Raw genomic sequence first — 22,792 nt, 5'->3', positions numbered from 1 at the left:
CGTCCCCGATGCGTTAGTCTGCGTTTCCAGAGATTTTTCGGATTGTCTCGCTTGTCATCCAACTCCTCCGCCACGCTCGTGCAGTTGCAGGATGTTCGCTTCGCATACGGCGAGCGGGTCATCCTGCGCGGCATCGATCTCGACATCCCGCGCGGGAAAGTCGTCGCGATCATGGGCGGCAGCGGCTGTGGCAAGACCACTCTGCTGCGCCTGATCGGCGGGCAGTTGCGTGCCAGCGGCGGGACCGTGAACGTCGCGGGCCAGGACCTGGCGCGTTTGTCGACGCGCGAGCTGTATGCGTTGCGGCGGCGCATGGGGATGCTGTTCCAGTTCGGCGCGCTGTTCACCGACATGTCGGTGTTCGACAACGTCGCGTTCCCGCTGCGCGAACATACCGACCTGCCGGCCGAACTTATTCGCGACCTCGTGCTGATGAAACTCAATGCCGTCGGCTTGCGCGGGGCAGCGACGCTGAAGCCCGCGGAACTTTCCGGCGGCATGGCGCGGCGGGTCGCGCTGGCGCGCGCGATTGCGCTCGATCCGATGCTGATCATGTACGACGAGCCGTTCGCCGGCCTCGACCCGATCTCGCTGGGGGTCATCGGACAGCTGATCCGCCGGCTCAACGACGCGCTCGGGGCGAGCACGATCATGGTCACCCACGACATCCTCGAGTCGCTGCAGATCGTCGATTACGTCTATTTCATCTCGGAAGGGCGCATCGTCGCGCACGGCACGCCCGACGAGATCCGCGCTTCGACCGACCCCTTCGTGCAGCAGTTCATCCATGCCGAAGCCGACGGCCCGGTGCCGTTTCACTATCCGGCCGAGCCTCTTGCGCACAGCCTGCTGGGGCAGGGCGCGGCATGAACGGCGTGCTGGCTGTCGTGCGCCGGCTCGGCGGCGCCGTCACCGACGCAGTGTGGCGGCTCGGTTTCGCGGCGCGCTTCTTCGGCCTGCTGCTGCTGTATTCCGGGCAGTCGCTGCTGCGCGTGCATCTGACGATCCGCGAAGTCTATTTCAGCGGCGTGCTGTCGCTGCTGATCATCGTCGTGTCCGGGCTTTTCGTCGGCATGGTGCTCGGCCTGCAGGGTTACGAGACGCTGCAGCGTTTCGGCTCCGGCGATGCGCTCGGCGTGCTCGTGGCCCTGTCGCTGACGCGCGAACTCGGGCCGGTCGTCGCCGCGCTGCTGTTCGCGAGTCGCGCCGGCTCGGCCGTGACGGCCGAAATCGGCCTGATGAAAGCGACCGAGCAGCTCAAGGCGATGGACATGATGGCGGTCAATCCGATCGCCCGCGTCGTCGCGCCGCGCTTCTGGGGCGGCGTGATCTCGATGCCGCTGCTCGCCGCGCTTTTTTCCGCGATGGGGGTGTTCGGCGGCTGGCTGATCGGGGTCGTGCTGATCGGCGTCGATGAAGGCGCTTTCTGGTCGCAGATGCAGGCGGCTGTCGATTTCCGCTTCGATGTCGTCAACGGCGTGATCAAGAGCGTGGTGTTCGGTGCTGCGGTGTCGCTGATCGCGGTGTTCGAAGGCTACGACTGCACGCCGACCGCCGAAGGCGTCTCGCGCGCGATCACCCGCACTGTCGTCAGTTCCGCGCTGGCGATCCTGGCGCTCGACTTCGTGCTTACTTCCTTCATGTTCAGGGGCCAGTCATGAGCCGTACAACGCTCGACCTGTGGGTCGGTTTCTTCGTCGTCATCGGCATGGCTGCGCTGCTGTTCCTTTCGCTGAAAGTCGGCAATCTCGCGAGCGCCAATTTCAGCGAGTCCTACGTCATCAAGGCGCAATTCGACAACATCGGCGGCCTGAAGGTCAGGGCGCCGGTGAAGAGCGCAGGGGTCGTGGTCGGGCGCGTGACGGACATCAGCTTCGATACCGGCAGCTATCGCGCCGAAGTGACTTTCGTCGTCGATACCCGCTTTCAATTCCCCCGCGACACGATCGCGACGATCCTCACTTCCGGGCTGCTCGGCGAGCAATACCTCGGGCTCGAGCCGGGTGGCGACGTCGAGATGCTGAAAAACGGGGAGGCCGTGCAGATCACGCAATCAGCGGTGGTGCTCGAAAAGCTGATCGGACAATTCCTGTTCAACAAGGCAGCGGAGACGCCGGCGAACTGACCCTGCCGCATCGCATCGAACAAAAATGAATAACAATCCCTCCCCCCGACACACGACGCTCGCCGCGGTCGCGCTCTGCGTGACGCTCGCGGCCGGCTGCACGACGCGCATCGCCAATCCGGACGATCCGCTCGAGCGCTACAACCGCGCGATGTTCGGCTTCAACGAAACGGTCGACCGCGTCGCGATCCGGCCGGTCGCCGAGGCCTACGATGCGGCGATGCCGCCTCCCGTGCGCACCGGCGTCGGCAACTTCTTCGGCAACGTCGGCGACGTCTGGAATGGCGTCAACAACTTGCTGCAGGGCAAGTTCAGGGAAGGCCTGTCCGACGGCGCCCGGTTCGGCCTGAACTCGACGCTCGGCATCTTCGGCGTCTTCGATGTCGCCTCCGAATTCGGACTGCCGAAGAGCGACGAGGATTTCGGCCAGACCCTCGGGCGCTGGGGCGTCGGCGAAGGCGCCTATTTCGTCGTGCCGTTCTTCGGTCCGCGCACCGTGCGTGATGCCGCCGTGCTGCCGATCGACATGTACGGCGACAATGTCTGGGGCGTGAGCGACGTCGCGACGCGCAACAGTCTCACGGCGCTGCGTCTCGTGCATGGCCGGGCGAACCTGCTCGGCATCGACAAGACGCTCGAGGAAGGCACGCTCGACAAGTATTCCTACGCGCGCGACTTCTACCTGCAGCAGCGTCGCTACCGCGTCCATGACGGGAGCCCGCCGCAGGAATACGAGGATTTCAACGGCGGTGACGACGCCGTAGCGCCGCCGGCGCCCGCCAGCGGAGCCGCGCCAGCGACCGATGCCGACGAATTTCAGCAGGGGAGCGGCGGAGCCGGTGACGACCGCCCTGCCACAAGGTAATACAAGATGAAAAAACTCTTCCTTTCTCTGTGTCTGCTCCTGTCGATCGGCGCGACTGTCGCGGCCGAGCCCGGCACGGCGTCCGGTGCGCGCGCCACGGCGGCGCTGATGGCGCCCGACGCGCTGGTTCGCGACGTGAGCAGCGACGTGCTGGCGATCGTCCGCGACGACGCCGCGATCCGTTCGGGCGATACCGGCCGCGTCGTCACTCTCGTCGAGGAAAAAGTGCTGCCGCACTTCAACTTCCGTCGCATGACGATGCTCGCCGTCGGCAAGGATTGGCGCGAGGCGACGCCCGAGCAGCAGAACGAGCTGGTCGATGCGTTCCGCACGCTGCTGGTGCGCACCTATTCCAATGCGCTGACGCAGTACCGCAACCAGGTCATCGAATACAAGCCGGCGCGGTTCGGCGCTGCCGATACCACCGTGCGCGTGCAGACCGAGGTCCGCCAGGCCGGGGCGCAGCCGATCAACATCGACTACGTGCTCGAAAAGACCGATCGCGGCTGGAAAGTGTTCGACGTCGTCGTCGCCGGCGTCAGCCTGGTGACGAATTATCGCGGCACGTTCGCGCAGGAAATCCGCGCTGGCGGCATCGACGGGCTGATCCGTTCCCTGCATGCCAAGACGCAGGACCTGAGCGGTTCTCCCGCGCGTTCATGAACGGCAACGTGACGGCAGTGCTGCGGCTCGACGGACCGCTGACGATGACGACCGTGAGCGGGTTCGTGCAGGCCGGGCGCGCAAAGGCCGCGGCCGGCGACCTGACGGTCGACCTGTCCGGCGTCACCGCCGCCGATTCGGCCGCGCTGGCGCTGCTGTTCGACTGGTTGCGAGCGGCGCGGGACGCGAGCCACCAGATGACGCTGAGCGGCGTTCCCGCGGGATTGCGCAGCCTCGCGGCGCTGTATGGCGTCGACGAGCTGTTGCCGGCGCCGGCCCCGGCCACATCGACTCGATGAGCCTGCCGGCAATCCGCATTGCTTCGGTGACGAAGCGGTATGGCTCGGTGCAGGCGCTCGCCGGCGTCGACCTCGAAGTCGAGCGCGGCGAATTCTTTGGTCTGCTCGGCCCGAACGGCGCCGGCAAGACGACGCTGATCTCGTCCCTGTCGGGGCTCGTTCGCCCCGACAGCGGCACGCTCGAAGTGATGGGCCACGACGTCGTGGCCGATTACCGCAATGCCCGCCGCAAGCTCGGCGTGGTGCCGCAGGAGCTGGTATTCGACCCGTTCTTCACCGTGCGCGAGCTGCTGCGCATCCAGTCCGGCTATTTTGGCATCCGTCACAACGACGACTGGATCGACGAGATCCTCGCGAGCCTCGACCTGACGGCGAAAGCGGGGGCGAACATGCGCATGCTGTCGGGGGGCATGAAGCGGCGCGTGCTGGTCGCGCAGGCGCTGGTGCACCGGCCGCCGGTGATCGTGCTCGACGAGCCCACGGCCGGCGTCGACGTCGAGCTGCGCCAGGGCCTGTGGCAGTTCATCCGCAAGCTCAACCGTGACGGCCACACGATCGTGCTGACGACGCACTACCTCGAAGAGGCGGAGGCGCTGTGCGGACGCATCGCGATGCTGAAAGCGGGGCGCGTCGTCGCGCTCGACACGACCGACAACCTGCTGCGGCGCTTCGCGACGCATTCGCTGCGCGTGCGTCTCGATCGTCCCGAAATCGCCGGCCGTCTCGGCGCGACGCTCGCCGCAGACGGCTGGGCGGAGTTCGCGCTCGATGCCTACGACGAAATCGAACCGACGCTTGCACGCCTGCGCGAAGCGGGCGGGCGGCTCGTCGAGATGCAGCTCGGCGAAGCCGATCTCGAGCGGGTTTTCGTCGAGGTCATGCACCATGCCTGAGTCGCGCCTCGCCGGTTTTCGCACGCTGCTGTACAAGGAAGTGCTGCGATTCTGGAAAGTCGCGTTCCAGACCGTTCTCGCGCCGGTGATCAACGCGATGCTGTTCCTGCTGATCTTCTCGCACGTGCTCGACCGCCACGTCACCGGCTATGGCGAGGTCGCCTACACGGCGTTTCTCGTCCCGGGGCTGGTGATGATGTCGCTGCTGCAGAACGCGTTCGCGAACAGCTCGTCGTCGCTGATCCAGAGCAAGATCACCGGCAACATCATTTTCGTCCTGCTGCCGCCGCTGTCGTACCGCGAGTTCTATGCCGCCTACGTCATCGCGTCGATGCTGCGCGGGCTGTTCGTCGGCGCCGGCGTGCTGCTGGTGTCGATCCCGTTCGTCGACCTGTCGGTCGCCGCGCCGGGCTGGGCGCTGACGTTCGCGCTGATGGGCAGCGCGATCCTCGCGTCGCTCGGCGTCATCGCCGGCATCTGGGCCGACAAGTTCGACCAGCTCGCCGGGTTCCAGAACTTCCTGATCATGCCGCTGACGATGCTGTCCGGCGTGTTCTATTCGCTGCATTCCCTGCCGCAGCTGTGGCAGGACGTGTCGCACGCCAACCCGTTCTTCTTCATGATCGACGGTTTCCGCTACGGCTTCTTCGGCCAGTCCGACGTGTCGCCGTGGCTGAGTCTGGGGGTCGTTAGTGTGTGTCTGATGTTACTTGCGGCTCTGACCCTGGCGATGCTCGCCCGGGGCTACAAGCTGCGTGCCTGAGGAAATCAAAATGTTCGAAGCAAGCGAAATCAAGAGACTGATCGAGCAGGGGCTGCCCTGCGAGTTCGTCGAAATCCAGGGCGACGACGGCGTCCACTTCACCGGCATCGTCGTCAGCGCCGAATTCGAGGGCAAGCTCAAAGTCCGTCAGCACCAAGCCGTGTATGCAACGCTCGGGCCGCTGATGGGCAACGAGATCCACGCGCTGCAGCTGCAGACCTTCACGCCCGAGAAGTGGGCGGAAGTGCGCGGCGGACTCGGGTTCTGAGCGACGCGATGGACAAGCTACTGATCGAAGGCGGCGTGCGCCTGGCCGGAGAAGCTGCGATTTCCGGCGCGAAGAACGCGGCCTTGCCGATCCTGTGCGCTGCGTTGCTGACCCGCGAGCCGATGACGTTCACGAACGTGCCGCAGTTGAACGACATCGACACGCTGCTGAACCTGCTCGGGCAGATGGGGGTCAAGGTCAGCCGCGACAACGCCATGGTCACGCTCGACGCGTCCGCGATCGACAACCCGGTCGCGCCGTACGAGATGGTCAAGACGATGCGCGCGTCGATCCTCGTGCTCGGGCCGCTCGTCGCGCGCTGCGGCGAAGCGCGCGTGAGCCTGCCCGGCGGCTGCGCGATCGGCGCGCGCCCCGTTGACCAGCACATCAAGGGTCTTCAGGCGATGGGCGCGCAGGTGACGGTCGAGCACGGCTACGTGCACGCGGTCGTGCCGCGCCTGCGCGGCGCGCGCCTCTTCACCGACATGGTGACCGTCACCGGCACCGAAAACCTTATGATGGCGGCCTGTCTCGCCGACGGCGAAACGGTGATCGAGAACGCCGCGCGCGAGCCCGAAATCGTCGATCTGGCGAACTGCCTCGTCGCCATGGGGGCGCGCATCTCGGGCGCCGGCACCGACGTCATCCGCATCCGCGGCGTCGACCGCCTCAACGGCGCGACGCATCGCATCATGCCGGATCGCATCGAAACCGGCACTTACCTGTGCGCGGCCGCGGCGACCGGCGGCGAGATCCGGCTGACGCGCACATCGACCGCTTATCTCGACGCCGTCGTCGACAAGCTGATGGACGCCGGCTGCGATGTCGTCGCCGAGCGCGACGCGATCCGCCTGAAAGCGCCGGCGCGCCTGACGTCTGTGAACATTCGCACGTCACCGTACCCGGCGTTTCCGACCGACATGCAGGCGCAGTTCATGGCGATCAACGCGGTCGCGAGTGGTGCGGCGATGATCCGCGAGACGATCTTCGAGAACCGCTTCATGCACGCCGTCGAGTTGCAGCGCCTCGGCGCCGACATCCGCATCGACGGTAACACTGCCGTCGTACAGGGGATCGAGCGGCTGCAGGGGGCGACGGTGATGGCGACCGACCTGCGCGCCTCGGCAAGTCTCGTCATCGCCGGCCTCGTCGCCGAAGGCGAAACGCTCATCGAGCGCATCTATCACCTCGACCGCGGCTACGAGCGGCTCGAGGAGAAGCTCGCCGCGCTCGGCGCCCACGTGCGACGCGTCGCCTGAGCGGCAGGCACGCCCGCGCGGGCTTGTCTTGGCTCAGTGTCCGGCGGCTTCCGGCTGCCGGACTTCGAGCACTTCGAGGTGGATCGAACGCCCGTCGTCGGTTTGCCAGTCGATCGCCTGGCCGACCGACAGGCCGAGCAGCGCGCTGCCAGCCGGGGAGAATACGGACACTTTGGCAGAACCCTGCTCGGCATCGCCGGGATAGACGAGCGTCAGCTCGTATTCCCGGCCGCTGGGTTGTTCGCGAAAGCGCGCCCGGCTGTTCATCGTGATCACGTCGACCGGCATCTCGTCCGGTTCGCGCACCACGGCGCGCTCCAGTTCATCGCGCAGGCCGTTCAGGTCGCTACGGTTGCGAGCGGCGGGCGAGAACAGCAGGCCTTCCAGGCGCTCCAGGTCGCGTGAAGAGATCACGATCTCGGGTTTCATGTCATCTCACCTCAAATCTTTGCTGGAAAAGTAAAAATGGCCGAACCGCCGCGCGGTTCAGCCAACCGCTGCAGGCTAACAGAAGGTGTGCCGGGTTACAATGTCGGCCCGATTTCTTCCGAGGCGCCGTCCGTGTCCAGCATCACCCTCGCCCTGTCGAAGGGCCGCATCTTCGAGGAAACGCTGCCCTTGCTTGCGGCGGCCGGCATCGTGCCCGCCGACAATCCCGAAACCTCGCGCAAGCTGATCATCGACACGAACCGCCCCGACGTGCGCCTCGTCATCGTACGCGCGACCGACACGCCGACGTATGTGCAGTATGGCGCCGCCGACCTCGGCATCGCCGGCAAGGACGTGCTTCTCGAGCACGGCGGAGCGGGGCTGTACCAGCCGCTCGACCTCGATATCGCGAAATGCCGGCTGTGCGTCGCGACGCGCAAGGGCTTCGACTATGCCGCGGCGTCCCGTCCCGGCGGGCGCGTTCGCGTCGCGACGAAATACATCAACAGCGCGAAGACCCATTTCGCCGCGAAAGGCGTGCACGTCGACCTGATCAAGCTGTACGGTTCGATGGAGCTTGCGCCGCTCGTCGGCCTCGCCGATGCGATCGTCGACCTTGTGTCGAGCGGCAGCACCTTGCGCGCGAACAATCTCGAGGAAGTCGAAGAGATCATGCCGATCAGCTCGCGGCTGATCGTCAACCAGGCGGCGCTCAAGCTCAAGCGCGAACTCATCCAGCCGCTGCTGGAGGCCTTTGCAGGAGCCGTGAAATGACTGGTCCGGCTGTGGCGATCCGCCGCCTCGACGCGCGTGAGCCCGAATTCCTGGCGACGCTCGACGCGCTGCTCGCGTTCGAAAGCGGCGCGGACGCGCGCATCGACGCCGCGGTCAGCGAGATCCTGCGCACGGTGCGCACGACCGGTGATGCGGCGGTGCTCGAATACACGCGGCGTTTCGACCATCTCGACGTGAAGTCGATGGCGCAGCTGGAGCTGCCGAAGTCGGCGCTGAAAGCCGCGCTCGACAGTCTTACAATCGAGCAGCGCGAGGCGCTGCGCGTCGCGGCTGACCGCGTGCGCGTCTATCACGAACGCCAGCGCGTCGAATCCTGGGATTACGTCGAAGCCGACGGGACGCGGCTCGGCCAGAAAGTCACGCCGCTCGACCGCGTCGGCCTGTACGTGCCGGGCGGGCGCGCCTCGTACCCGAGTTCGGTGCTGATGAACGCGATTCCGGCCAAGGTCGCCGGTGTCGGCGAGCTGGTCATGGTCGTGCCGACGCCGCACGGCGAGAAGAACCCGCTGGTGTTCGCGGCGGCCGCGATCACCGGCGTCGACCGCGTGTTCACGATCGGCGGCGCGCAGGCGGTCGCGGCGCTCGCGTACGGCACGCAGACTTTGGCGCAGGTCGACAAGATCGTCGGCCCCGGCAACGCCTATGTCGCCGAGGCGAAGCGCCGCGTGTTCGGCACCGTCGGCATCGACATGGTCGCGGGGCCGTCCGAAGTGCTGATCATCTCGGACGGCAGCGGCCACGCGGACTGGGTCGCGATGGACCTCTTCGCGCAGGCCGAGCACGACGAGCTCGCGCAGTCGATCCTGCTGTGCACCGACGCCGGCTTCATCGACGCGGTCGCGGCGTCGATCGAGCGCCTGCTGCCGACGATGCCGCGTCGCGCGACGATCGCCGCGTCGCTCGCGAACCGCGGCGCGCTGATCCACGTCGACAGCCTCGAGCAGGCCTGCGCGATCGCGAACCGCATCGCCCCCGAACACCTCGAACTGTCGCTCGACGATGCCGAGCCGTGGATCGACCGTATCCGCCATGCCGGCGCGATCTTCGTCGGCCACTGGTCGGTCGAGGCGCTGGGGGACTACTGCGCGGGGCCCAATCACGTGCTGCCGACGATGCGCAGCGCTCGGTTCTCGTCGCCGTTGGGTGTCTACGATTTCCAGAAGCGTACCAGCATCATCCAGATTTCAGAGTCTGGCGCTCAGACTCTTGGACGTGTCGCATCGACGCTCGCGCATGGGGAAGGGCTGCAGGCGCACGCGCGTTCGGCCGAGATGCGGTTGCGCGGGTAAAGCGTCTTTCGGAGCTAATCCGCGCCCGCCGCGGTGGCTTCCGGTGCTCGTTGGCGCAAGCGGACGCCTCGCCCCGAAAGCCACCGCGACGGGCGCTTGCTTCGGGTGGGGCTGAGTAGGCGGTGCGAAGGCTCGCGGTTTTCGAGTTCGTTAACGAAAATCAGGGCTTCGCACGACGCATCAGTTGTCGTGTCCGCCTAGCCCCCTTTACGGGGTATTTCGTGCCGAGGCGTCCGCTTGCGCCAACGAGGCGCGGAATACCCCGTGAAGGGGGCGGGTCGAAGCCCACAGGCTCCGCTTCCGTGATTCTCAACCGAGGCTCACCCCAGAATCTCTCGTAGCGCACTGATCAGCGCTGCGCACTGTTCACCGGTTCCGATCGTGATCCGCAGGAACTGCTCGATCCGTGCCTGGCGGAAGTGCCGCACGATGATCGCGCGCTTGCGCAATTCTGCAGCCAGCTCTGCTGCGTCGCGCAGCGGGTGCGTCGCAAACACGAAGTTCGCCGCTGAGGGCAGCACTTCGAAGCCCAGCGAGGACAGGTCGGAAACGAGCTGACCGCGGGTGTGGATCACGGCCTGGCGCGTGCGCTCGAAGTACTCCTCGTCCTCGATTGCCGCGACCGCGCCCGCGATCGCGAGGCGGTCGAGCGGATACGAGTTGAAGCTGTCCTTTACCCGATCGAGCGCTTCGATGAGATCCGGGTGCCCGATCGCGAAGCCGACGCGCAGGCCTGCCAGCGAACGCGATTTCGAGAAGGTCTGCACGACGAGCACGTTCGGATGGCGCCGCACCAGCGGAATCGCCGATTCCCCGCCGAAGTCCACGTACGCTTCATCGATCACGACCACGCACTGCGGATTGCCTGCGACGATGCGCTCGACGTCGCTCAGCGGCATCAGCCGGCCGGTCGGGGCGTTCGGGTTCGGGAAAATGATGCCGCCGGCGGGAGTCGGGCCGTGCGGCAGGTAGTCGTCGGGGCGGATCGCGAAGTCGGCGTCGAGCGGCAGCGTTTCGAACGCGATGCCGTACAGGCCGCAGTAGACCGGATAGAAGCTGTACGAGATGTCCGGAAAGCGGAGCGGACGTTCGTGCCTGAGCAGCGCCATGAACGCGTGCGCGAGCACTTCGTCCGAACCGTTGCCGACGAACACTTCGCGCGGCTCGACGTCGAAGCGCGCCGCAATCGCGGCCTTGAGCCGGTCGGCGTGCGGGTCGGGGTACAGCCGCAATGCGTCCGACGCTTCGGCGCGGATCGCCGCGAGCGCGCGGGGCGACGGACCGTACGGATGCTCGTTGGTATTGAGCTTGACCAGGTTGGCGAGCTTGGGCTGCTCGCCCGGGACATAAGGCGTCAGGCCGTGGACAACGGCGCTCCAGTATTGACTCATCGGCGGATCAGGGTGTGTCGGACGGGAAAGGAACGGGGATCGCTGCTGCCCCCGCATGTCACGCGGCCGCGCAGTACCGGAACGGCAGCATTGCGGCGCGACTCGCGGGCGATGGTATCATGGCGCGAGAACGATGCCTGCCGGCGTCCGGCCCTTCCATTTTTGTTCCCACTTCCATGCGGCAAGCCGAAGTTACTCGCGACACCCTCGAAACCCGGATCACCGCGCGCGTCGACCTCGATGGCAGTGGCAAGGCCGCTTTCGCCACCGGCGTGCCGTTTCTCGATCACATGCTCGACCAGATCGCCCGCCACGGTGCATTCGACCTCGATGTCCGGGCCGAGGGCGACACGCACATCGACGACCACCATACCGTCGAGGACGTCGGCATCACGCTCGGGCAGGCTTTCGCCAAGGCGCTCGGCGACAAGCGGGGCATCCGCCGCTATGGTCACGCCTACGTGCCGCTCGACGAGGCGCTGTCGCGCGTCGTCGTCGATTTTTCCGGACGCCCGGGCTGCATTATTTCGTCAGCTACACGCGGGCGCGGATCGGCAGCTTCGATGTCGATCTCGCACGCGAATTCTTCCAGGGATTCGTCAATCATGCCGGCGTGACGCTGCATATCGACAACCTGCGCGGCGACAATGCCCACCACCAGTGCGAAACGATTTTCAAGGCGTTCGGCCGGGCGTTGCGGATGGCCGCGGAACGCGACGAGCGTGCGGCCGGAGCGATTCCCTCGACCAAGGGCGCCCTCTGATTCCTTCCCGATTCATCTGATTACGATACGAGCGATTCCGCGATGAGCGATGTAGCCATCATCGACTATGGCATGGGCAATCTACGCTCGGTTGCCAAGGCGATCGAACATGTGGCGCCCGGCAAGCGGGTGACCGTGACCTCCGATCCAGCCGTCGTGGCCACCGCCGAGCGCGTGGTGTTTCCCGGACAGGGCGCGATGCCCGACTGCATGCGCGAACTCGACCTGCGCGGCCTGCGCGAGGTGGTCAAAACCGCCGCAGCGTCGAAGCCTTTCCTCGGCATCTGCATCGGCCAGCAGATGCTGTTCGAGCACAGCGAGGAAGGCAACGTGCCCGGACTGGGAATCCTGCCGGGGGGCGTGGTCCGCTTCCCCGACGCGAAGATGGTCGCGGCCGACGGCAGCCGGCTGAAAGTGCCGCACATGGGCTGGAACGAAGTGCGCCAGCGCAAGCCTCATCCGATGTGGGAGGGGATCCCGGACGACGAGCGCTTCTATTTCGTCCATAGCTATTACGTCGCGCCAGCCGACACGGCGCTGGTCGCTGCCGAAAGCGACTATGGGACGAGGTTTACCAGTGCAGTCGCCCGGGCTAACATCTTCGCCGTTCAGTTCCATCCGGAAAAGAGCGCCCAGGCGGGGCTGAAAATGCTTGCGAATTTCATTTCCTGGGCGCCCTGACTCGTCGGGCCATTGCCGTTTCCCATCCACTCCTGATATTGACCCCATTCCCCGTATGCTGCTGATTCCCGCTATCGATCTCAAGGACGGCCATTGTGTACGCCTCAAGCAGGGCGAAATGGACGACGCGACCGTATTTTCCGAGGATCCGGCCGCGATGGCCCGGCACTGGATCGAGCAGGGGGCGAGACGTCTGCACCTGGTCGATCTGAACGGTGCGTTCGCCGGCAAGCCGAAGAACGGTGCCGCGATCCGCTCGATCGTCGAGGAGGTCGGCGACGACATCCCGGTGCAACTCGGCGGAGGCGTCCGCGATCTCGACACGATCGAGCATTATCTTGACAACGGCATTTCGTACATCATCATCGGCACCGCCGCGGTGAAGAACCCGGGCTTCCTGCATGACGCGTGCGGCGCGTTTCCGGGGCACATCATCGTCGGCCTGGATGCCAAGGACGGCAAGGTCGCCGTCGACGGCTGGTCGAAGATGACCGGCCACGACGTCGTCGACCTGGCGAAGAAATACGAGGACTACGGTGTCGAAGCGGTGATTTACACCGACATCGGCCGCGACGGCATGCTGTCGGGCGTCAATGTCGAAGCGACCGTCCGCCTTGCCCAGGCGCTGCGCATTCCGGTCATCGCGAGCGGCGGCATCGCCAGCATCGAGGATATCGATGCGCTGTGCGCGGTCGAAGTCGAAGGGGTCATGGGCGCGATCACCGGCCGCGCGATCTACGAAGGGACGCTCGATTTTGCCGCCGCGCAGGCGCGCGCCGACGAACTCAACGGCGGCGAAGCCTGATGCTTGCCAAACGCATCATCCCGTGTCTCGATGTCAGTGCCGGGCGCGTCGTCAAGGGGGTGAATTTCGTCGAATTGCGCGACGCCGGCGACCCGGTCGAAATCGCGCGCCGCTACGACGAGCAGGGTGCGGACGAGATCACCTTTCTCGACATCACTGCCAGCTCGGATGCACGTGACATCATCCTGCATGTCGTCGAACAGGTTGCCGAGCAGGTTTTCATCCCGCTGACGGTGGGCGGCGGCGTGCGCACCGTCGAAGATGTGCGCCGGCTGCTGAACGCCGGCGCCGACAAGGTCAGCATCAACACCGCCGCGGTGAATAACCCGCAGGTCGTCGCCGAAGCGGCCGGCAAAGTCGGCAGCCAGTGCATCGTCGTCGCGATCGACGCGAAACAGACGGCGCCCGGCAAGTGGCAGGTATTCACGCACGGCGGGCGCAACAACACCGGGCTCGACGCAGTCGAGTGGGCACAGAAAGTGGCTGCGCTCGGCGCCGGTGAAATCCTGCTCACGAGCATGGACCGGGACGGCACGAAAATCGGTTTCGACCTCGGGCTGACGCGCGCCGTCGCCGACGCGGTGCCGATCCCCGTGATCGCCAGCGGCGGCGTCGGGACGCTCGAGCATCTCGCCGAGGGCGTCTCGGCGGGGCGTGCGGATGCGGTGCTCGCCGCGAGCATTTTTCACTTCGGACAGCATACGGTGCGCGAAGCGAAGGAGTTGATGCGCAACCGCGGGATCGAGGTGAGGCTGTGAGCAAACCGAACTCCGTGCGCTGGCTCAACGACGTGCAGTGGGACGACCAGGGACTCGTGCCGGTGATCGCCCAGGAAGCGGCGACCGGCGACGTGCTGATGTTCGCGTGGATGAACCGCGAAGCGCTGCAGCGCACTGCCGAAACCGGCGAGGCGATCTACTGGTCGCGTTCGCGCCGCCGGCTGTGGCACAAGGGTGAGGAGTCCGGCCATGTCCAGAAGGTGCTGGAGATCCGCGTCGACTGCGACAGCGACGTCGTCCTGCTGAAGATCGAGCAGGTCGGCGGCATCGCCTGCCACACCGGCCGCCACAGTTGTTTTTTCCAGCGCTACCTGGCCGACGGTTCGTGGGAAGCTGTCGATCCGGTCGTCAAAGATCCGAAGGATATCTACAAATGATCGATATCGAAGTGCTGCACCGAGTTGCCGCGACCCTTGCCGAACGCAAGAAAGCCGACCCGGATTCGTCTTACGTTTCAAGCCTGTATGCCAAGGGTACCGACGCGATCTGCAAGAAGGTCGCCGAAGAGGCGGCCGAGACGATCATGGCCGCCAAGGACAAGGACATGCTCCACGTGGTCTGGGAAGTCACCGACCTGTGGTTCCACTCGCTGGTGCTGCTGACGCATTTCGGCCTGTCGGTCGATGACGTGCTGGCCGAGTTCCGGCGCCGCGAAGGAGTCTCCGGCATCGACGAGAAGAAATCCCGCACCGCTTCGTAAGGCGAGCGAACCATGAGCGACTGTATCTTCTGCCGAATCGTGGCCGGCGAGATCCCGGCGAAAAAGATCCACGAGGACGAGGACCTCCTCGCCTTTCATGACATCCATCCTGTCGCGCCGGTTCACTTCCTGGTGATCCCGAAACTGCACATCCCGTCGATGGCCGAGTTGCGGCCGGAGCACGCAGCGGTGATGGGCCGGTTGATGATCGAATCGGCCAGGATTGCCCGGGAACTAGGTTGCGTCGACGGCTTTCGAACGATCGTTAACACGGGACGGGTGGGCCGGCAGGAGGTGTATCATCTGCACGTCCACATCGTGGGCGGGCCGGAGGTGCTTCCGGCCATGTTGAGGCGTTAAGGAGAGACGTAATGGGTTCATTCAGTATCTGGCACTGGCTGATCGTTCTGGTGATTGTAGTGCTGGTCTTCGGTACGAAGAAGCTGCGCAATGTCGGTCAGGATCTGGGTGGCGCGGTCAAGGGTTTCAAGGACGGCATGCGGGATTCCGAAAAGTCCGCTGACGACGTGCAGCAGAAAATCGGCGGTGATACGCTCGATGCGCAGGCGACGGACAAGAGCCACAAGGTCAGCCACTGACCTCCCACGGGACTTACCCGCTCAAAGGGGCGCCGCTGCAGTGCGCCCCTTCGTTTTGGAGCGATCCGCGAGCGCAGCATCCAGGCGGGACAACCAGCTAGATCATGTTTGATTTCGGTTTTTCGGAACTTGTCGTCATCGCAGTGGTGGCGCTGATCGTCGTCGGCCCGGAGCGCCTGCCGAAAGTCGCGCGCACTGCCGGTCACCTGCTGGGCCGGCTGCAGCGGTACGTCTCGGATGTGAAATCGGACATCAAGCGTGAAATGCAGCTCGACGAGCTCAAGGCGCTGCAGCAGCAGGTCGAACAGCAGGCGCGCGAACTGGAATCGTCGATGCGTGGCGAGGCGGCGAAAATCGAGGCGGATGTGAATAAGACCGTCGCGGAGGTGAAATCCGGCGTGGCGGTGGACGCCGATCGTGCGCCGGGCGCCGAGCCGGGCGGACCGGCAGCGGTTTCCGGCAGCCGACCGGTCACGCACGGCACGGAAAGGCCGGCGGCTCCCGCTCCCGTATCCGTTGCGCCGCAAAGTGATTCCGCTGCGGCGGGCAGCGAGCCGGCCGCCGTCCCCGGAGCGCGGTCGGAGAAAGCATGAGCGAGCTTCAGGAAACCTTCATTTCGCATCTCGTCGAGCTGCGCGATCGCCTGTTGCGGGCGATGGTTGCGGTCATCGTCGTGTTTGTCTGCCTGATGCCGTGGGCCGGCGAAATCTACGACCTGCTGGCCCGGCCGATGATGAATACGCTGCCGGAAGGCACGCACATGATCGCGACGGGCGTCGTGACGCCGTTCTTCGTGCCGGTCAAAGTCACGATGATGGTGTCGTTCGTGCTGGCGCTGCCTTTCGTGCTCTATCAGGCCTGGGCGTTCATCGCGCCGGGACTGTATGCCCACGAGCGCCGGCTCGGCCTGCCGCTGGTGCTCGGCAGCACGCTGCTGTTTCTGCTCGGCATGGCCTTCTGCTATTTCTTCGTGTTCGGCACCGTCTTCAAGTTCATTGCCGAATTCGCGCCGAAGAGCATCGTCCCGGCGCCGGACATCGAGCAGTACCTGTCGTTCGTGATGACGCTGTTCATCGCCTTCGGCCTGACGTTCGAAGTGCCGGTGGCGGTGATCCTGCTCGTCAAGGCAGGCGTGGTCAGCATTGCCAAGCTCCGCGAAGTCCGACCCTACGTCATTGTCGGGGCGTTCGTCATCGCGGCGATCATCACGCCTCCCGATGTCGTGTCGCAGTTCATGCTCGCAGTGCCGATGTGCCTGCTCTACGAAGTCGGGATCCTGCTGGCGAAGTTCGTCGCCAAGCGCGATGCGGGATCGGGAGAGCCCGAGCGCGTCGAGCCCGGCCTCGATCGCCTCGAAGCCCCGGAGCCGGACGGGAAATAAGCCCTGGCTGTGCGCCACATGCGCAAGCGGAATCAGCGCTCGGCCGGGGGAGTCGGCCGGCGTCCGACCTGCACTTTCAGATCGACTTCGCCGCTCGGCCGGCGCACGCGGAACAGCGCCTGGTGTCCCGGCGGCAGAGCGGCGACCGTTTCGAGCATTCCTCGAGGGTCATGCACCGCAGTGCCATCGACGCTAAGCAGCACGTCGCCCGGCCGGATTCCCGCGCGCTCGGCGGGGCTGCCGCGCAGCACGCCGGCGATCAGCGCACCATCGACTTTCGGCAGACCGAAGGATTCGGCCAGTTCGGCAGTCATTTCCTGGATCTCGACGCCGATCCACCCGCGCGTCACTTCGCCGGTGGAAACGATCTGCTCGAGGACGTTTCGCGCGATCGACACCGGTATCGCGAAACCGATACCGAGCGAGCCGCCCGAGCGCGAGTAGATCGCGGTATTGATCCCGACGAGATTGCCGTGGCTGTCGACGAGCGCGCCGCCGGAGTTCCCCGGGTTGATCGCCGCATCCGTCTGGATATAGTTCTCGAACGTGTTGATCCCGAGCTGGCTGCGCCCGAGCGCCGAAACGATCCCCATCGTCACCGTCTGGCCGACGCCGAACGGATTGCCGATCGCAAGCACGACGTCACCGACCTCGACCGCGTCGGTCGCCGCAAAAGTGATTGCCGGAAGCGTTCCGTTGCCTTCGAGCTTCAGCACCGCGAGGTCGGTCTCCGGGTCGCGGCCGACCAGCTTGGCGGGGAATTTCCGACCGTCGTTGAGCGCGACCTCGATCTCGTCCGCGGCTTCGATCACGTGATTGTTCGTCAGGATGAATCCGTCGGGGCTCGCGACGACGCCCGAGCCCAGCCCGGAAGCGCGCTGCGGCGGCGCGTTGTCCTGGCGCTCGCCGAAGAAATGACGAAAAATCGGATCATCGAGAAGCGGATGACGCGGGCGCGCGACGTCCTTGGTCGTGTAGATGTGCACCACTGCGGGCATCGAACGTTTGGCGGCATCCGCGTACGAACCCGGGCCAACGGCGGCCGAATCGAAAGCGGCGCCGGGGGCTTCGAGGATTTCCACCACCGAGGACGGGGCAGCCCCTTTGAGCCACTCCGGCTTCAGGGTGGTGAGGACAAACAGCACCGCGACGCTGATCGTCACGGCCTGCGCGAAGATCAACCACAGGCGGCGCATAATGTTGCTCTGATGCGCGAGCGGCTGCACAGCTACCCGCGGAGGAATCGGACAAACCGGACAAGTTGGCGAGCGGAGAGCGCATGCAACTCATCGAGCTGCAAACCCATCTGAATGAACTGCTGGATGTCGCACGATTCAGGGATTATTGCCCAAACGGATTGCAAGTGGAAGGACGCCCGGAGGTGAAGCGGGTGTTGTGCGGCGTGACGGCGAGCCAGGCGCTGGTCGATCTCGCGGTCGCCGAAGGCGCGGACGCGCTGCTCGTGCACCACGGCTACTTCTGGCGCGGCGAGGACGGCCGCATCACGGGACTCCGCAAGCGCCGCCTCGCCGCGCTGCTGCGCAACGATATCAGTCTTCTCGCCTACCATCTTCCGCTCGATGCCCATCCGGAATTCGGCAACAACGCTCAGCTGGGCAAGCTGCTGGGCTGGCGCGGGGAAGGGCGGTTCGGCGATCAGGAACTGGGCTGGATAGGCGCCCCGCTGCAGCCGAACAGCGCCGGCCATATCGCCCGTTCGCTCGCTGCGAGGCTCGGCCGCGAGCCGTTGCTCGTCGGCGATCCCGAGCGCGTCGTCCGGCAGGTGGCATGGTGTACCGGCGGCGCCCAGGGTTATTTCGAGGACGCGATCGCCGCGGGCGCGGATCTCTATGTCTCCGGGGAAATCTCCGAGCAGACCGTGCACGTTGCCCGCGAATCCGGCGTCGCGTTCATCGCCGCCGGGCACCACGCGACCGAGCGCTACGGCGTGCACGCGCTCGCGCAGTACCTGTCCGACGCGTTCGGGCTCGACGCCCGGTTTGCCGATCTCGACAATCCGGTCTGATCGCCGCGTGGCCGCTCGCCGCAAGCGCGGTCAGGACGACACGGTCAGGACGACAGGGACAGCTCCTTCGCCCGGACCTCCGGCTGATAGGGGCCGAGGCGCTCTTCGAGAACGCCCGCCAGGACGAGGATCTCGTCGATCACGCTGAGCCGGAAGCCTTCCCGCATGCCGCCGCGGTTGTCGCGGAGCAGGTTCTCCAGGTAGGCTTGGCAGTCGCGACTTCCCCACAGGTTCTGGATGCGGCTCATGAGGTGGGGCATCTGTTCGATCGTGCCGGTCGGCCGGCGCGCCTCGTCGAACGTGTCCCAGGTTACCGCCTTGACGTTGAACGTCTTGTTCAGCTGCCGCGCGAGCGTGTCGAACTCGGGCCGCAGTCCCGCGGCACGATACACCTCGAGCAATTTCAGCCACGGCGTGACGGCTTTCTTCGGATTCGACTGGATGAACTCGGCGAGCGTCTCGGCCGCTCCGTGCACGCGGCCGAAAGCCATCATGATTTCGGCCAGTTCGATCGCCGATTCATGCTCTTCCGCGTCGTCCTCGACGAGGCTCGGCGCCGCCGGGAGTTCCGTGTGCGGGAATTGAGGCGGGGAAACAGATGGGGGAGCCTGGACGGGAGTTCCTGCAGGCAGCGCTAATCCGGGTCCCGCCGAAGCCGGCGAGGTCGGAGTGTCACGTGTGGGGGACGGGGCGTCGAGTCGCCCGGGCCGACCAGGAAGTGACGGGACGTTCGCCAGCGATGTCGCGTCTGCCGGGGTTGCGGCGTCGGCTCGGTGTCTGCGCAGCCATAGCCCGCGTGCGGCCAGGACGAGGACCAGCGTGGCAAGCACCACCGTCGCCGGAATGAACCATTCGCGCCAGGCCGGGGCCGGCGTCGCGGACGGCGTCGCGGCGGACGAGGCGCTTGCGCTCGTTCCGGAAACGGGGCCGGCAGATGCGCGCAATCGCTCCATCATCGCCGCCTGGATTTGCTCCAGGCGGCGGATCCGTTCGTTCAGTTCGAGTTGGGCGACGATCGTGCGATCGATCGCGGCGAGCGCGCTTTGTTCGCGCTGCAACTGATCCTGCCCGGCCTCCGTCACCGCCCTGGCCGGTTCTTCGGTTTTCGGGCCGACGCTGCTGAGGCGCAGCCCGTCTTCACGGCGAACCGCTGGGCCGGCGGGAGACCGAGGATCTTCTTGCCGGAGCGCCGGTTCTCTTCCAGCGGCAGCAGCCGAGGCGGATGCGCGGGTTCCCGTTGTCTTTGTTGCCGAACGTGCAGAGTGCACGGAGGATGTGGCGGCATCCGGGACAGGGCGCGGTTTCGTCCTCGCGGCGGAGAGCTCGGACGGCGCCAGAGGCGTTTGAACTTCGTGTCCGACGCCCTCGGCGATAGCGGGTGCTTCCGGGGGAAAGTCCGGGAAGGGCAGCAGCAGCGTGTATTCGCGACGCAGGTGCGCGTCGCAGATGTCCTCGATCCCCAGTTGCACGACCGGCTCGCCGACCGGTGCCGTCCCGGATACGACAATCCGCGCCGCCCGACCCTGGCCGACGACGCCTATCCGTGCGTCCCGTATCCAGGGCACGCCGCTTTCGCTGGTGCCTGCCGTGACTTTCAGGCATTCGCCGGCGCGCGCCGGCTGCCCCGCGGCGATCGCGATCTCCACCCGTAGCGGGGCTCCGATTGCCGATCGCGCCACCGGCTCGCCGAGCGCGACGGCGGCGATGCCGGGCGATGCGGCAAGCGCCGCGACGCTCAGGAAAATCGAAAAAGAGACGGCCAAGCGTGCGGTTCTGTTCATGGTCGGCGCGTCGACGCCCCAGCGGGCAAGGGAGGCGTTACATCCTGTGTCAAATCGTGCCGCCATTTTAAACAGTCCGCCTGAGGAGGAAGTGGGCATTCTTGACCAGGATGTGCACTAAGTCGGGAACTGTCCGATCGATTTGCGGCGGGCTGCCCCGTGGCGACGCCGCCGGTGCCGGGCAGCGTTCGTCTTCCCGGTCGGCGCCCCGTCAAGCTTGCGGATTTCACGGTAAGATCGACATCCCCATACGCTGCCGTACGTGACGATGCCCCTTCCTCCTCCGCGTGTTCCCCGCCAGAAAGCCCATCTACGCCAGATAAGCGTCGAGGGGTATCGGCGCGACGACGGGATGCTCGAGCTCGAAGCGTGCCTGCGGGACACGAAAGAGCTCGACTATGTGCTCGCTTCCGGTGTCCGTCGGGCCGGCGATGCGATCCACGAGATGAGGGTGCGCGTTACCCTCGACGCCGATTTCACGATCGTCGATGCAGAAGCCTGTTCCGAGCGCGTGCCGTATCCGGGTGGCTGCGACACGATCGCGCCCGCATACCGGCAGTTGATCGGCCTGAACCTGATGCGCGGTTTTCGCCGGACCGTCAGCGAAATGTTCAGCGACGTCCGCGGCTGCTCGCACCTGACCGAGCTGCTGCTGAGTCTGCCGACCGCCGCCATCCAGACGCTGGCCACGTTTCGCCGCGACAACGAGGACGGCGACGAGAAGCCGTTCCAGCTCGACCGTTGCCACGCGCTGGAGACGTCGACCGAGACCGTGCGCCTGTACTACCCGAAGTGGCATCGGCGGCGGGCGAGCGACGCGTGATCCGTATCGGGTACGGGCAGGCCGGGGTGAAATTCCGCACTGCGCAATTCCGGTTATAATCCCGCGATCTTGCGGCGATCGCGCCCTTTTCGGGAGCGAGTCATGAGACAGGGCCGGACTGCATTGTCCGGTCGGCAGCGGCGTGCGTCGGACGAGGGAGACGGCGCCCGTCGCGGAGCGAAGCTCCGAAGCGTCCCATCAACCTGTTCGCGCCGCTTGCGCGTCGCGTCTTCGATCGAAGGGCAACCATGAAGATTCATGAGTATCAGGCAAAAGAGCTGTTGAGAAAGTACGGCGTCGTCACGCCGCGCGGCATCCCCTGCTTTTCCGTGGATGAAGCAGTCAAGGCCGCCGAGCAGCTGGGCGGATCGATCTGGGTCGTCAAGGCCCAGATTCACGCAGGGGGGCGTGGCAAGGGTGGCGGCGTGAAGCTCGCGCGGTCGATCCATGAAGTGCAGCAGCATGCCGGCGATATTCTCGGCATGCAACTGGTGACTCACCAGACCGGCCCCGAGGGGCAGAAAGTCCGCCGCCTGCTGATCGAGGAAGGCGCAGACATCAAGAAGGAATACTACGTTGCGGCGCTGACCGACCGTGCAACGCAGGCGGTGGCGATCATGGCCTCGTCCGAAGGCGGCATGGACATCGAGGAGGTCGCGCACAACACTCCCGAGAAGATCATCAAGGTGTTCGTCGATCCGCTCGTCGGCCTGACCGACGCGCAGGCGACCGAACTCGCGAAAGGCATCGGCGTGCCCGACGCGTCGATCGACAACGCGGTCGACACGTTCAAGAAGCTCTACACCTGCTACATGGAAACCGATGCGTCGCTCGCGGAAATCAATCCGCTGATCCTCGAGGGCAACGGCAACATCAAGGCGCTCGACGCGAAGTTCAACTTCGACTCGAACGCGCTGTTCCGTCATCCCGACATCGTCGCGTTCCGCGATCTCGATGAAGAAGACCCGGCCGAAATCGAAGCTTCGAAGTTCGACCTGGCGTACATCTCGCTCGACGGCAACATCGGCTGCCTCGTGAACGGCGCCGGTCTGGCGATGGCGACGATGGACACGATCAAGCTGTACGGCGCCGAACCGGCGAACTTCCTCGACGTCGGCGGTGGCGCGACGACCGAGAAAGTCACCGAAGCGTTCAAGATCATGCTCAAGAACCCGAAGGTCAAGGGCATCCTCGTCAACATCTTCGGCGGCATCATGCGCTGCGACACGATCGCGGCCGGCGTCGTCGCCGCCGCGCGCGAAGTGCATCTGTCGGTGCCGCTCGTCGTGCGCATGAAAGGCACGAACGAGGACCTCGGCAAGCAGATCCTCAAGGATTCCGGCCTGCCGATCATCGCCGCCGATACGATGGCCGAAGCGGCCGAGAAGATCGTCGCTGCCGTCAAGTAAGGAGCC

Annotated in this window: 28 protein-coding genes and 1 pseudogene; 25 read left to right on the top strand and 4 right to left on the bottom strand. The window is 65.7% G+C overall.

Going from position 1 to position 22,792, the window contains the following annotated elements; genetic code table 11:
- Positions 1 to 42: 42 nt before the first annotated feature.
- From PA01_04705 to murA, 10 genes are read left to right on the top strand one after another with little or no spacing between them, the layout of a single operon-like run.
- Complete coding sequence (locus PA01_04705) at positions 43 to 870, top strand: ABC transporter ATP-binding protein (GenBank protein KON81012.2); 828 nt, start codon at positions 43 to 45, stop codon at positions 868 to 870.
- Entirely contained in the window at positions 867 to 1,661 is a 795-nt protein-coding gene (gene mlaE / locus PA01_04700) for a lipid asymmetry maintenance ABC transporter permease subunit MlaE (GenBank protein ID KON81011.1), read from the top strand. Before PA01_04705 ends, mlaE begins: the two co-directional genes overlap by 4 nt.
- Positions 1,658 to 2,125, top strand: a complete 468-nt coding sequence (gene mlaD, locus PA01_04695) for an outer membrane lipid asymmetry maintenance protein MlaD (GenBank protein KON81010.1) — start codon at positions 1,658 to 1,660, stop codon at positions 2,123 to 2,125. The genes mlaE and mlaD overlap by 4 nt, the downstream gene beginning before the upstream one ends.
- Before the next feature lie 25 nt (positions 2,126 to 2,150).
- Positions 2,151 to 2,990 (top strand): VacJ family lipoprotein, encoded by an 840-nt coding sequence (locus tag PA01_04690; GenBank protein ID KON81009.1) that lies wholly within the window; start codon positions 2,151 to 2,153, stop codon positions 2,988 to 2,990.
- A gap of 6 nt (positions 2,991 to 2,996) precedes the next feature.
- The gene (locus tag PA01_04685) at positions 2,997 to 3,653 is read left to right on the top strand and encodes an ABC transporter substrate-binding protein (GenBank protein ID KON81008.1); all 657 of its coding nucleotides are present in this window, start codon (positions 2,997 to 2,999) and stop codon (positions 3,651 to 3,653) included.
- Positions 3,650 to 3,952 (top strand): STAS domain-containing protein, encoded by a 303-nt coding sequence (locus PA01_04680; protein KON81007.1) that lies wholly within the window; start codon positions 3,650 to 3,652, stop codon positions 3,950 to 3,952. The genes PA01_04685 and PA01_04680 overlap by 4 nt, the downstream gene beginning before the upstream one ends.
- Entirely contained in the window at positions 3,949 to 4,845 is an 897-nt protein-coding gene (locus PA01_04675; protein ID KON81006.1) for an ABC transporter ATP-binding protein, read from the top strand. The genes PA01_04680 and PA01_04675 overlap by 4 nt, the downstream gene beginning before the upstream one ends.
- On the top strand, positions 4,838 to 5,608 hold the full coding sequence (locus tag PA01_04670; protein ID KON81005.1) for an ABC transporter permease: 771 nt from the start codon (positions 4,838 to 4,840) through the stop codon (positions 5,606 to 5,608). The genes PA01_04675 and PA01_04670 overlap by 8 nt, the downstream gene beginning before the upstream one ends.
- 10 nt (positions 5,609 to 5,618) lie before the next feature.
- Entirely contained in the window at positions 5,619 to 5,876 is a 258-nt protein-coding gene (locus tag PA01_04665; protein KON81004.1) for a BolA family transcriptional regulator, read from the top strand.
- An 8-nt stretch (positions 5,877 to 5,884) separates the two neighbouring features.
- Entirely contained in the window at positions 5,885 to 7,135 is a 1,251-nt protein-coding gene (murA, locus tag PA01_04660) for a UDP-N-acetylglucosamine 1-carboxyvinyltransferase (GenBank protein KON81003.1), read from the top strand.
- A 33-nt stretch (positions 7,136 to 7,168) separates the two neighbouring features.
- On the opposite strand, the gene rnk is transcribed toward murA, so the two are convergent.
- On the bottom strand, positions 7,169 to 7,564 hold the full coding sequence (rnk, locus tag PA01_04655) for a nucleoside diphosphate kinase regulator (protein KON81002.1): 396 nt from the start codon (positions 7,562 to 7,564) through the stop codon (positions 7,169 to 7,171).
- A 132-nt stretch (positions 7,565 to 7,696) separates the two neighbouring features.
- On the opposite strand from rnk, the gene hisG reads away from it, so the two are divergent.
- Both hisG and hisD read left to right on the top strand, forming a co-directional pair.
- Complete coding sequence (hisG, locus tag PA01_04650) at positions 7,697 to 8,338, top strand: ATP phosphoribosyltransferase (GenBank protein ID KON82307.1); 642 nt, start codon at positions 7,697 to 7,699, stop codon at positions 8,336 to 8,338.
- Positions 8,335 to 9,648, top strand: coding sequence for a histidinol dehydrogenase (gene hisD, locus PA01_04645; protein ID KON81001.1), 1,314 nt, complete (start codon positions 8,335 to 8,337; stop codon positions 9,646 to 9,648). Before hisG ends, hisD begins: the two co-directional genes overlap by 4 nt.
- A gap of 320 nt (positions 9,649 to 9,968) precedes the next feature.
- Here hisD and hisC read toward each other — a convergent pair whose 3' ends face one another.
- Positions 9,969 to 11,039, bottom strand: coding sequence for a histidinol-phosphate transaminase (gene hisC, locus PA01_04640; GenBank protein KON81000.1), 1,071 nt, complete (start codon positions 11,037 to 11,039; stop codon positions 9,969 to 9,971).
- Between the two features lie 176 nt (positions 11,040 to 11,215).
- Between hisC and hisB the strand changes: the two are divergent.
- The 10 genes and pseudogenes from hisB (at position 11,216) to tatC (ending at position 16,747) form a co-directional block, all read left to right on the top strand.
- Positions 11,216 to 11,802, top strand: a pseudogene (hisB, locus tag PA01_04635) (imidazoleglycerol-phosphate dehydratase HisB).
- Positions 11,803 to 11,844: 42 nt separating this feature from the next.
- On the top strand, positions 11,845 to 12,483 hold the full coding sequence (gene hisH, locus PA01_04630) for an imidazole glycerol phosphate synthase subunit HisH (GenBank protein KON80999.1): 639 nt from the start codon (positions 11,845 to 11,847) through the stop codon (positions 12,481 to 12,483).
- A 55-nt stretch (positions 12,484 to 12,538) separates the two neighbouring features.
- Positions 12,539 to 13,288 (top strand): 1-(5-phosphoribosyl)-5-[(5-phosphoribosylamino)methylideneamino]imidazole-4-carboxamide isomerase, encoded by a 750-nt coding sequence (hisA, locus tag PA01_04625; GenBank protein KON80998.1) that lies wholly within the window; start codon positions 12,539 to 12,541, stop codon positions 13,286 to 13,288.
- Complete coding sequence (gene hisF, locus PA01_04620) at positions 13,288 to 14,046, top strand: imidazole glycerol phosphate synthase subunit HisF (protein KON80997.1); 759 nt, start codon at positions 13,288 to 13,290, stop codon at positions 14,044 to 14,046. The genes hisA and hisF overlap by 1 nt, the downstream gene beginning before the upstream one ends.
- Positions 14,043 to 14,444: a phosphoribosyl-AMP cyclohydrolase gene (gene hisI / locus PA01_04615; protein ID KON80996.1), complete on the top strand. Its 402-nt coding sequence runs from the start codon at positions 14,043 to 14,045 to the stop codon at positions 14,442 to 14,444. Before hisF ends, hisI begins: the two co-directional genes overlap by 4 nt.
- Positions 14,441 to 14,767: a phosphoribosyl-ATP diphosphatase gene (locus PA01_04610; protein KON80995.1), complete on the top strand. Its 327-nt coding sequence runs from the start codon at positions 14,441 to 14,443 to the stop codon at positions 14,765 to 14,767. The genes hisI and PA01_04610 overlap by 4 nt, the downstream gene beginning before the upstream one ends.
- Positions 14,768 to 14,779: 12 nt before the next feature.
- A complete protein-coding gene (locus tag PA01_04605) occupies positions 14,780 to 15,127 on the top strand; it encodes a histidine triad nucleotide-binding protein (protein KON80994.1) in 348 nt (115 codons plus the stop codon).
- Between the two features lie 11 nt (positions 15,128 to 15,138).
- Positions 15,139 to 15,366 carry a Sec-independent protein translocase subunit TatA gene (gene tatA / locus PA01_04600; protein KON80993.1) on the top strand — a complete coding sequence of 76 codons (228 nt, stop codon included), beginning with the start codon at positions 15,139 to 15,141 and terminating at the stop codon, positions 15,364 to 15,366.
- Between the two features lie 104 nt (positions 15,367 to 15,470).
- Entirely contained in the window at positions 15,471 to 15,959 is a 489-nt protein-coding gene (gene tatB / locus PA01_04595; GenBank protein ID KON80992.1) for a Sec-independent protein translocase protein TatB, read from the top strand.
- Entirely contained in the window at positions 15,956 to 16,747 is a 792-nt protein-coding gene (tatC, locus tag PA01_04590) for a twin-arginine translocase subunit TatC (GenBank protein KON80991.1), read from the top strand. The genes tatB and tatC overlap by 4 nt, the downstream gene beginning before the upstream one ends.
- Before the next feature lie 32 nt (positions 16,748 to 16,779).
- Here tatC and PA01_04585 read toward each other — a convergent pair whose 3' ends face one another.
- Positions 16,780 to 17,943 carry a Do family serine endopeptidase gene (locus PA01_04585; protein KON82306.1) on the bottom strand — a complete coding sequence of 388 codons (1,164 nt, stop codon included), beginning with the start codon at positions 17,941 to 17,943 and terminating at the stop codon, positions 16,780 to 16,782.
- A gap of 83 nt (positions 17,944 to 18,026) precedes the next feature.
- On the opposite strand from PA01_04585, the gene PA01_04580 reads away from it, so the two are divergent.
- Positions 18,027 to 18,773, top strand: coding sequence for a Nif3-like dinuclear metal center hexameric protein (locus PA01_04580; protein KON80990.1), 747 nt, complete (start codon positions 18,027 to 18,029; stop codon positions 18,771 to 18,773).
- 44 nt (positions 18,774 to 18,817) lie between these two features.
- On the opposite strand, the gene PA01_18550 is transcribed toward PA01_04580, so the two are convergent.
- A complete protein-coding gene (locus PA01_18550) occupies positions 18,818 to 20,653 on the bottom strand; it encodes a hypothetical protein (protein KAI5913030.1) in 1,836 nt (611 codons plus the stop codon).
- A gap of 169 nt (positions 20,654 to 20,822) precedes the next feature.
- Here PA01_18550 and PA01_04555 point away from each other — a divergent pair, with 169 nt between their 5' ends.
- Positions 20,823 to 21,377, top strand: a complete 555-nt coding sequence (locus PA01_04555) for a DUF2889 domain-containing protein (protein KON80985.1) — start codon at positions 20,823 to 20,825, stop codon at positions 21,375 to 21,377.
- 248 nt (positions 21,378 to 21,625) lie between these two features.
- Positions 21,626 to 22,786, top strand: a complete 1,161-nt coding sequence (gene sucC / locus PA01_04550) for an ADP-forming succinate--CoA ligase subunit beta (protein KON80984.1) — start codon at positions 21,626 to 21,628, stop codon at positions 22,784 to 22,786.
- The last annotated feature ends 6 nt before the right edge of the window (positions 22,787 to 22,792 follow it).

This window comes from Azoarcus sp. PA01, from assembly GCA_001274695.2.
Lineage (GTDB): Bacteria > Pseudomonadota > Gammaproteobacteria > Burkholderiales > Rhodocyclaceae > Aromatoleum.
This window is presented reverse-complemented; position numbering and strand designations above follow the sequence as displayed.

What these genes read in the sequence shown, in the direction of transcription:
- mlaE (KON81011.1), top strand. Translation starts at nt 867, where the DNA reads ATGAACGGCGTGCTGGCTGTCGTGCGCCGGCTCGGCGGCGCCGTCACC.
- mlaD (KON81010.1), top strand. Translation starts at nt 1,658, where the DNA reads ATGAGCCGTACAACGCTCGACCTGTGGGTCGGTTTCTTCGTCGTCATC.
- PA01_04690 (KON81009.1), top strand. Translation starts at nt 2,151, where the DNA reads ATGAATAACAATCCCTCCCCCCGACACACGACGCTCGCCGCGGTCGCG.
- PA01_04685 (KON81008.1), top strand. Translation starts at nt 2,997, where the DNA reads ATGAAAAAACTCTTCCTTTCTCTGTGTCTGCTCCTGTCGATCGGCGCG.
- PA01_04680 (KON81007.1), top strand. Translation starts at nt 3,650, where the DNA reads ATGAACGGCAACGTGACGGCAGTGCTGCGGCTCGACGGACCGCTGACG.
- PA01_04675 (KON81006.1), top strand. Translation starts at nt 3,949, where the DNA reads ATGAGCCTGCCGGCAATCCGCATTGCTTCGGTGACGAAGCGGTATGGC.
- PA01_04670 (KON81005.1), top strand. Translation starts at nt 4,838, where the DNA reads ATGCCTGAGTCGCGCCTCGCCGGTTTTCGCACGCTGCTGTACAAGGAA.
- PA01_04665 (KON81004.1), top strand. Translation starts at nt 5,619, where the DNA reads ATGTTCGAAGCAAGCGAAATCAAGAGACTGATCGAGCAGGGGCTGCCC.
- murA (KON81003.1), top strand. Translation starts at nt 5,885, where the DNA reads ATGGACAAGCTACTGATCGAAGGCGGCGTGCGCCTGGCCGGAGAAGCT.
- rnk (KON81002.1), bottom strand. Translation starts at nt 7,564, where the DNA reads ATGAAACCCGAGATCGTGATCTCTTCACGCGACCTGGAGCGCCTGGAA.
- hisD (KON81001.1), top strand. Translation starts at nt 8,335, where the DNA reads ATGACTGGTCCGGCTGTGGCGATCCGCCGCCTCGACGCGCGTGAGCCC.
- hisC (KON81000.1), bottom strand. Translation starts at nt 11,039, where the DNA reads ATGAGTCAATACTGGAGCGCCGTTGTCCACGGCCTGACGCCTTATGTC.
- hisH (KON80999.1), top strand. Translation starts at nt 11,845, where the DNA reads ATGAGCGATGTAGCCATCATCGACTATGGCATGGGCAATCTACGCTCG.
- hisA (KON80998.1), top strand. Translation starts at nt 12,539, where the DNA reads ATGCTGCTGATTCCCGCTATCGATCTCAAGGACGGCCATTGTGTACGC.
- hisF (KON80997.1), top strand. Translation starts at nt 13,288, where the DNA reads ATGCTTGCCAAACGCATCATCCCGTGTCTCGATGTCAGTGCCGGGCGC.
- PA01_04610 (KON80995.1), top strand. Translation starts at nt 14,441, where the DNA reads ATGATCGATATCGAAGTGCTGCACCGAGTTGCCGCGACCCTTGCCGAA.
- PA01_04605 (KON80994.1), top strand. Translation starts at nt 14,780, where the DNA reads ATGAGCGACTGTATCTTCTGCCGAATCGTGGCCGGCGAGATCCCGGCG.
- tatA (KON80993.1), top strand. Translation starts at nt 15,139, where the DNA reads ATGGGTTCATTCAGTATCTGGCACTGGCTGATCGTTCTGGTGATTGTA.
- tatB (KON80992.1), top strand. Translation starts at nt 15,471, where the DNA reads ATGTTTGATTTCGGTTTTTCGGAACTTGTCGTCATCGCAGTGGTGGCG.
- tatC (KON80991.1), top strand. Translation starts at nt 15,956, where the DNA reads ATGAGCGAGCTTCAGGAAACCTTCATTTCGCATCTCGTCGAGCTGCGC.
- PA01_04585 (KON82306.1), bottom strand. Translation starts at nt 17,943, where the DNA reads ATGCGCCGCCTGTGGTTGATCTTCGCGCAGGCCGTGACGATCAGCGTC.
- PA01_04580 (KON80990.1), top strand. Translation starts at nt 18,027, where the DNA reads ATGCAACTCATCGAGCTGCAAACCCATCTGAATGAACTGCTGGATGTC.
- PA01_18550 (KAI5913030.1), bottom strand. Translation starts at nt 20,653, where the DNA reads ATGCCCACTTCCTCCTCAGGCGGACTGTTTAAAATGGCGGCACGATTT.
- PA01_04555 (KON80985.1), top strand. Translation starts at nt 20,823, where the DNA reads ATGCCCCTTCCTCCTCCGCGTGTTCCCCGCCAGAAAGCCCATCTACGC.
- sucC (KON80984.1), top strand. Translation starts at nt 21,626, where the DNA reads ATGAAGATTCATGAGTATCAGGCAAAAGAGCTGTTGAGAAAGTACGGC.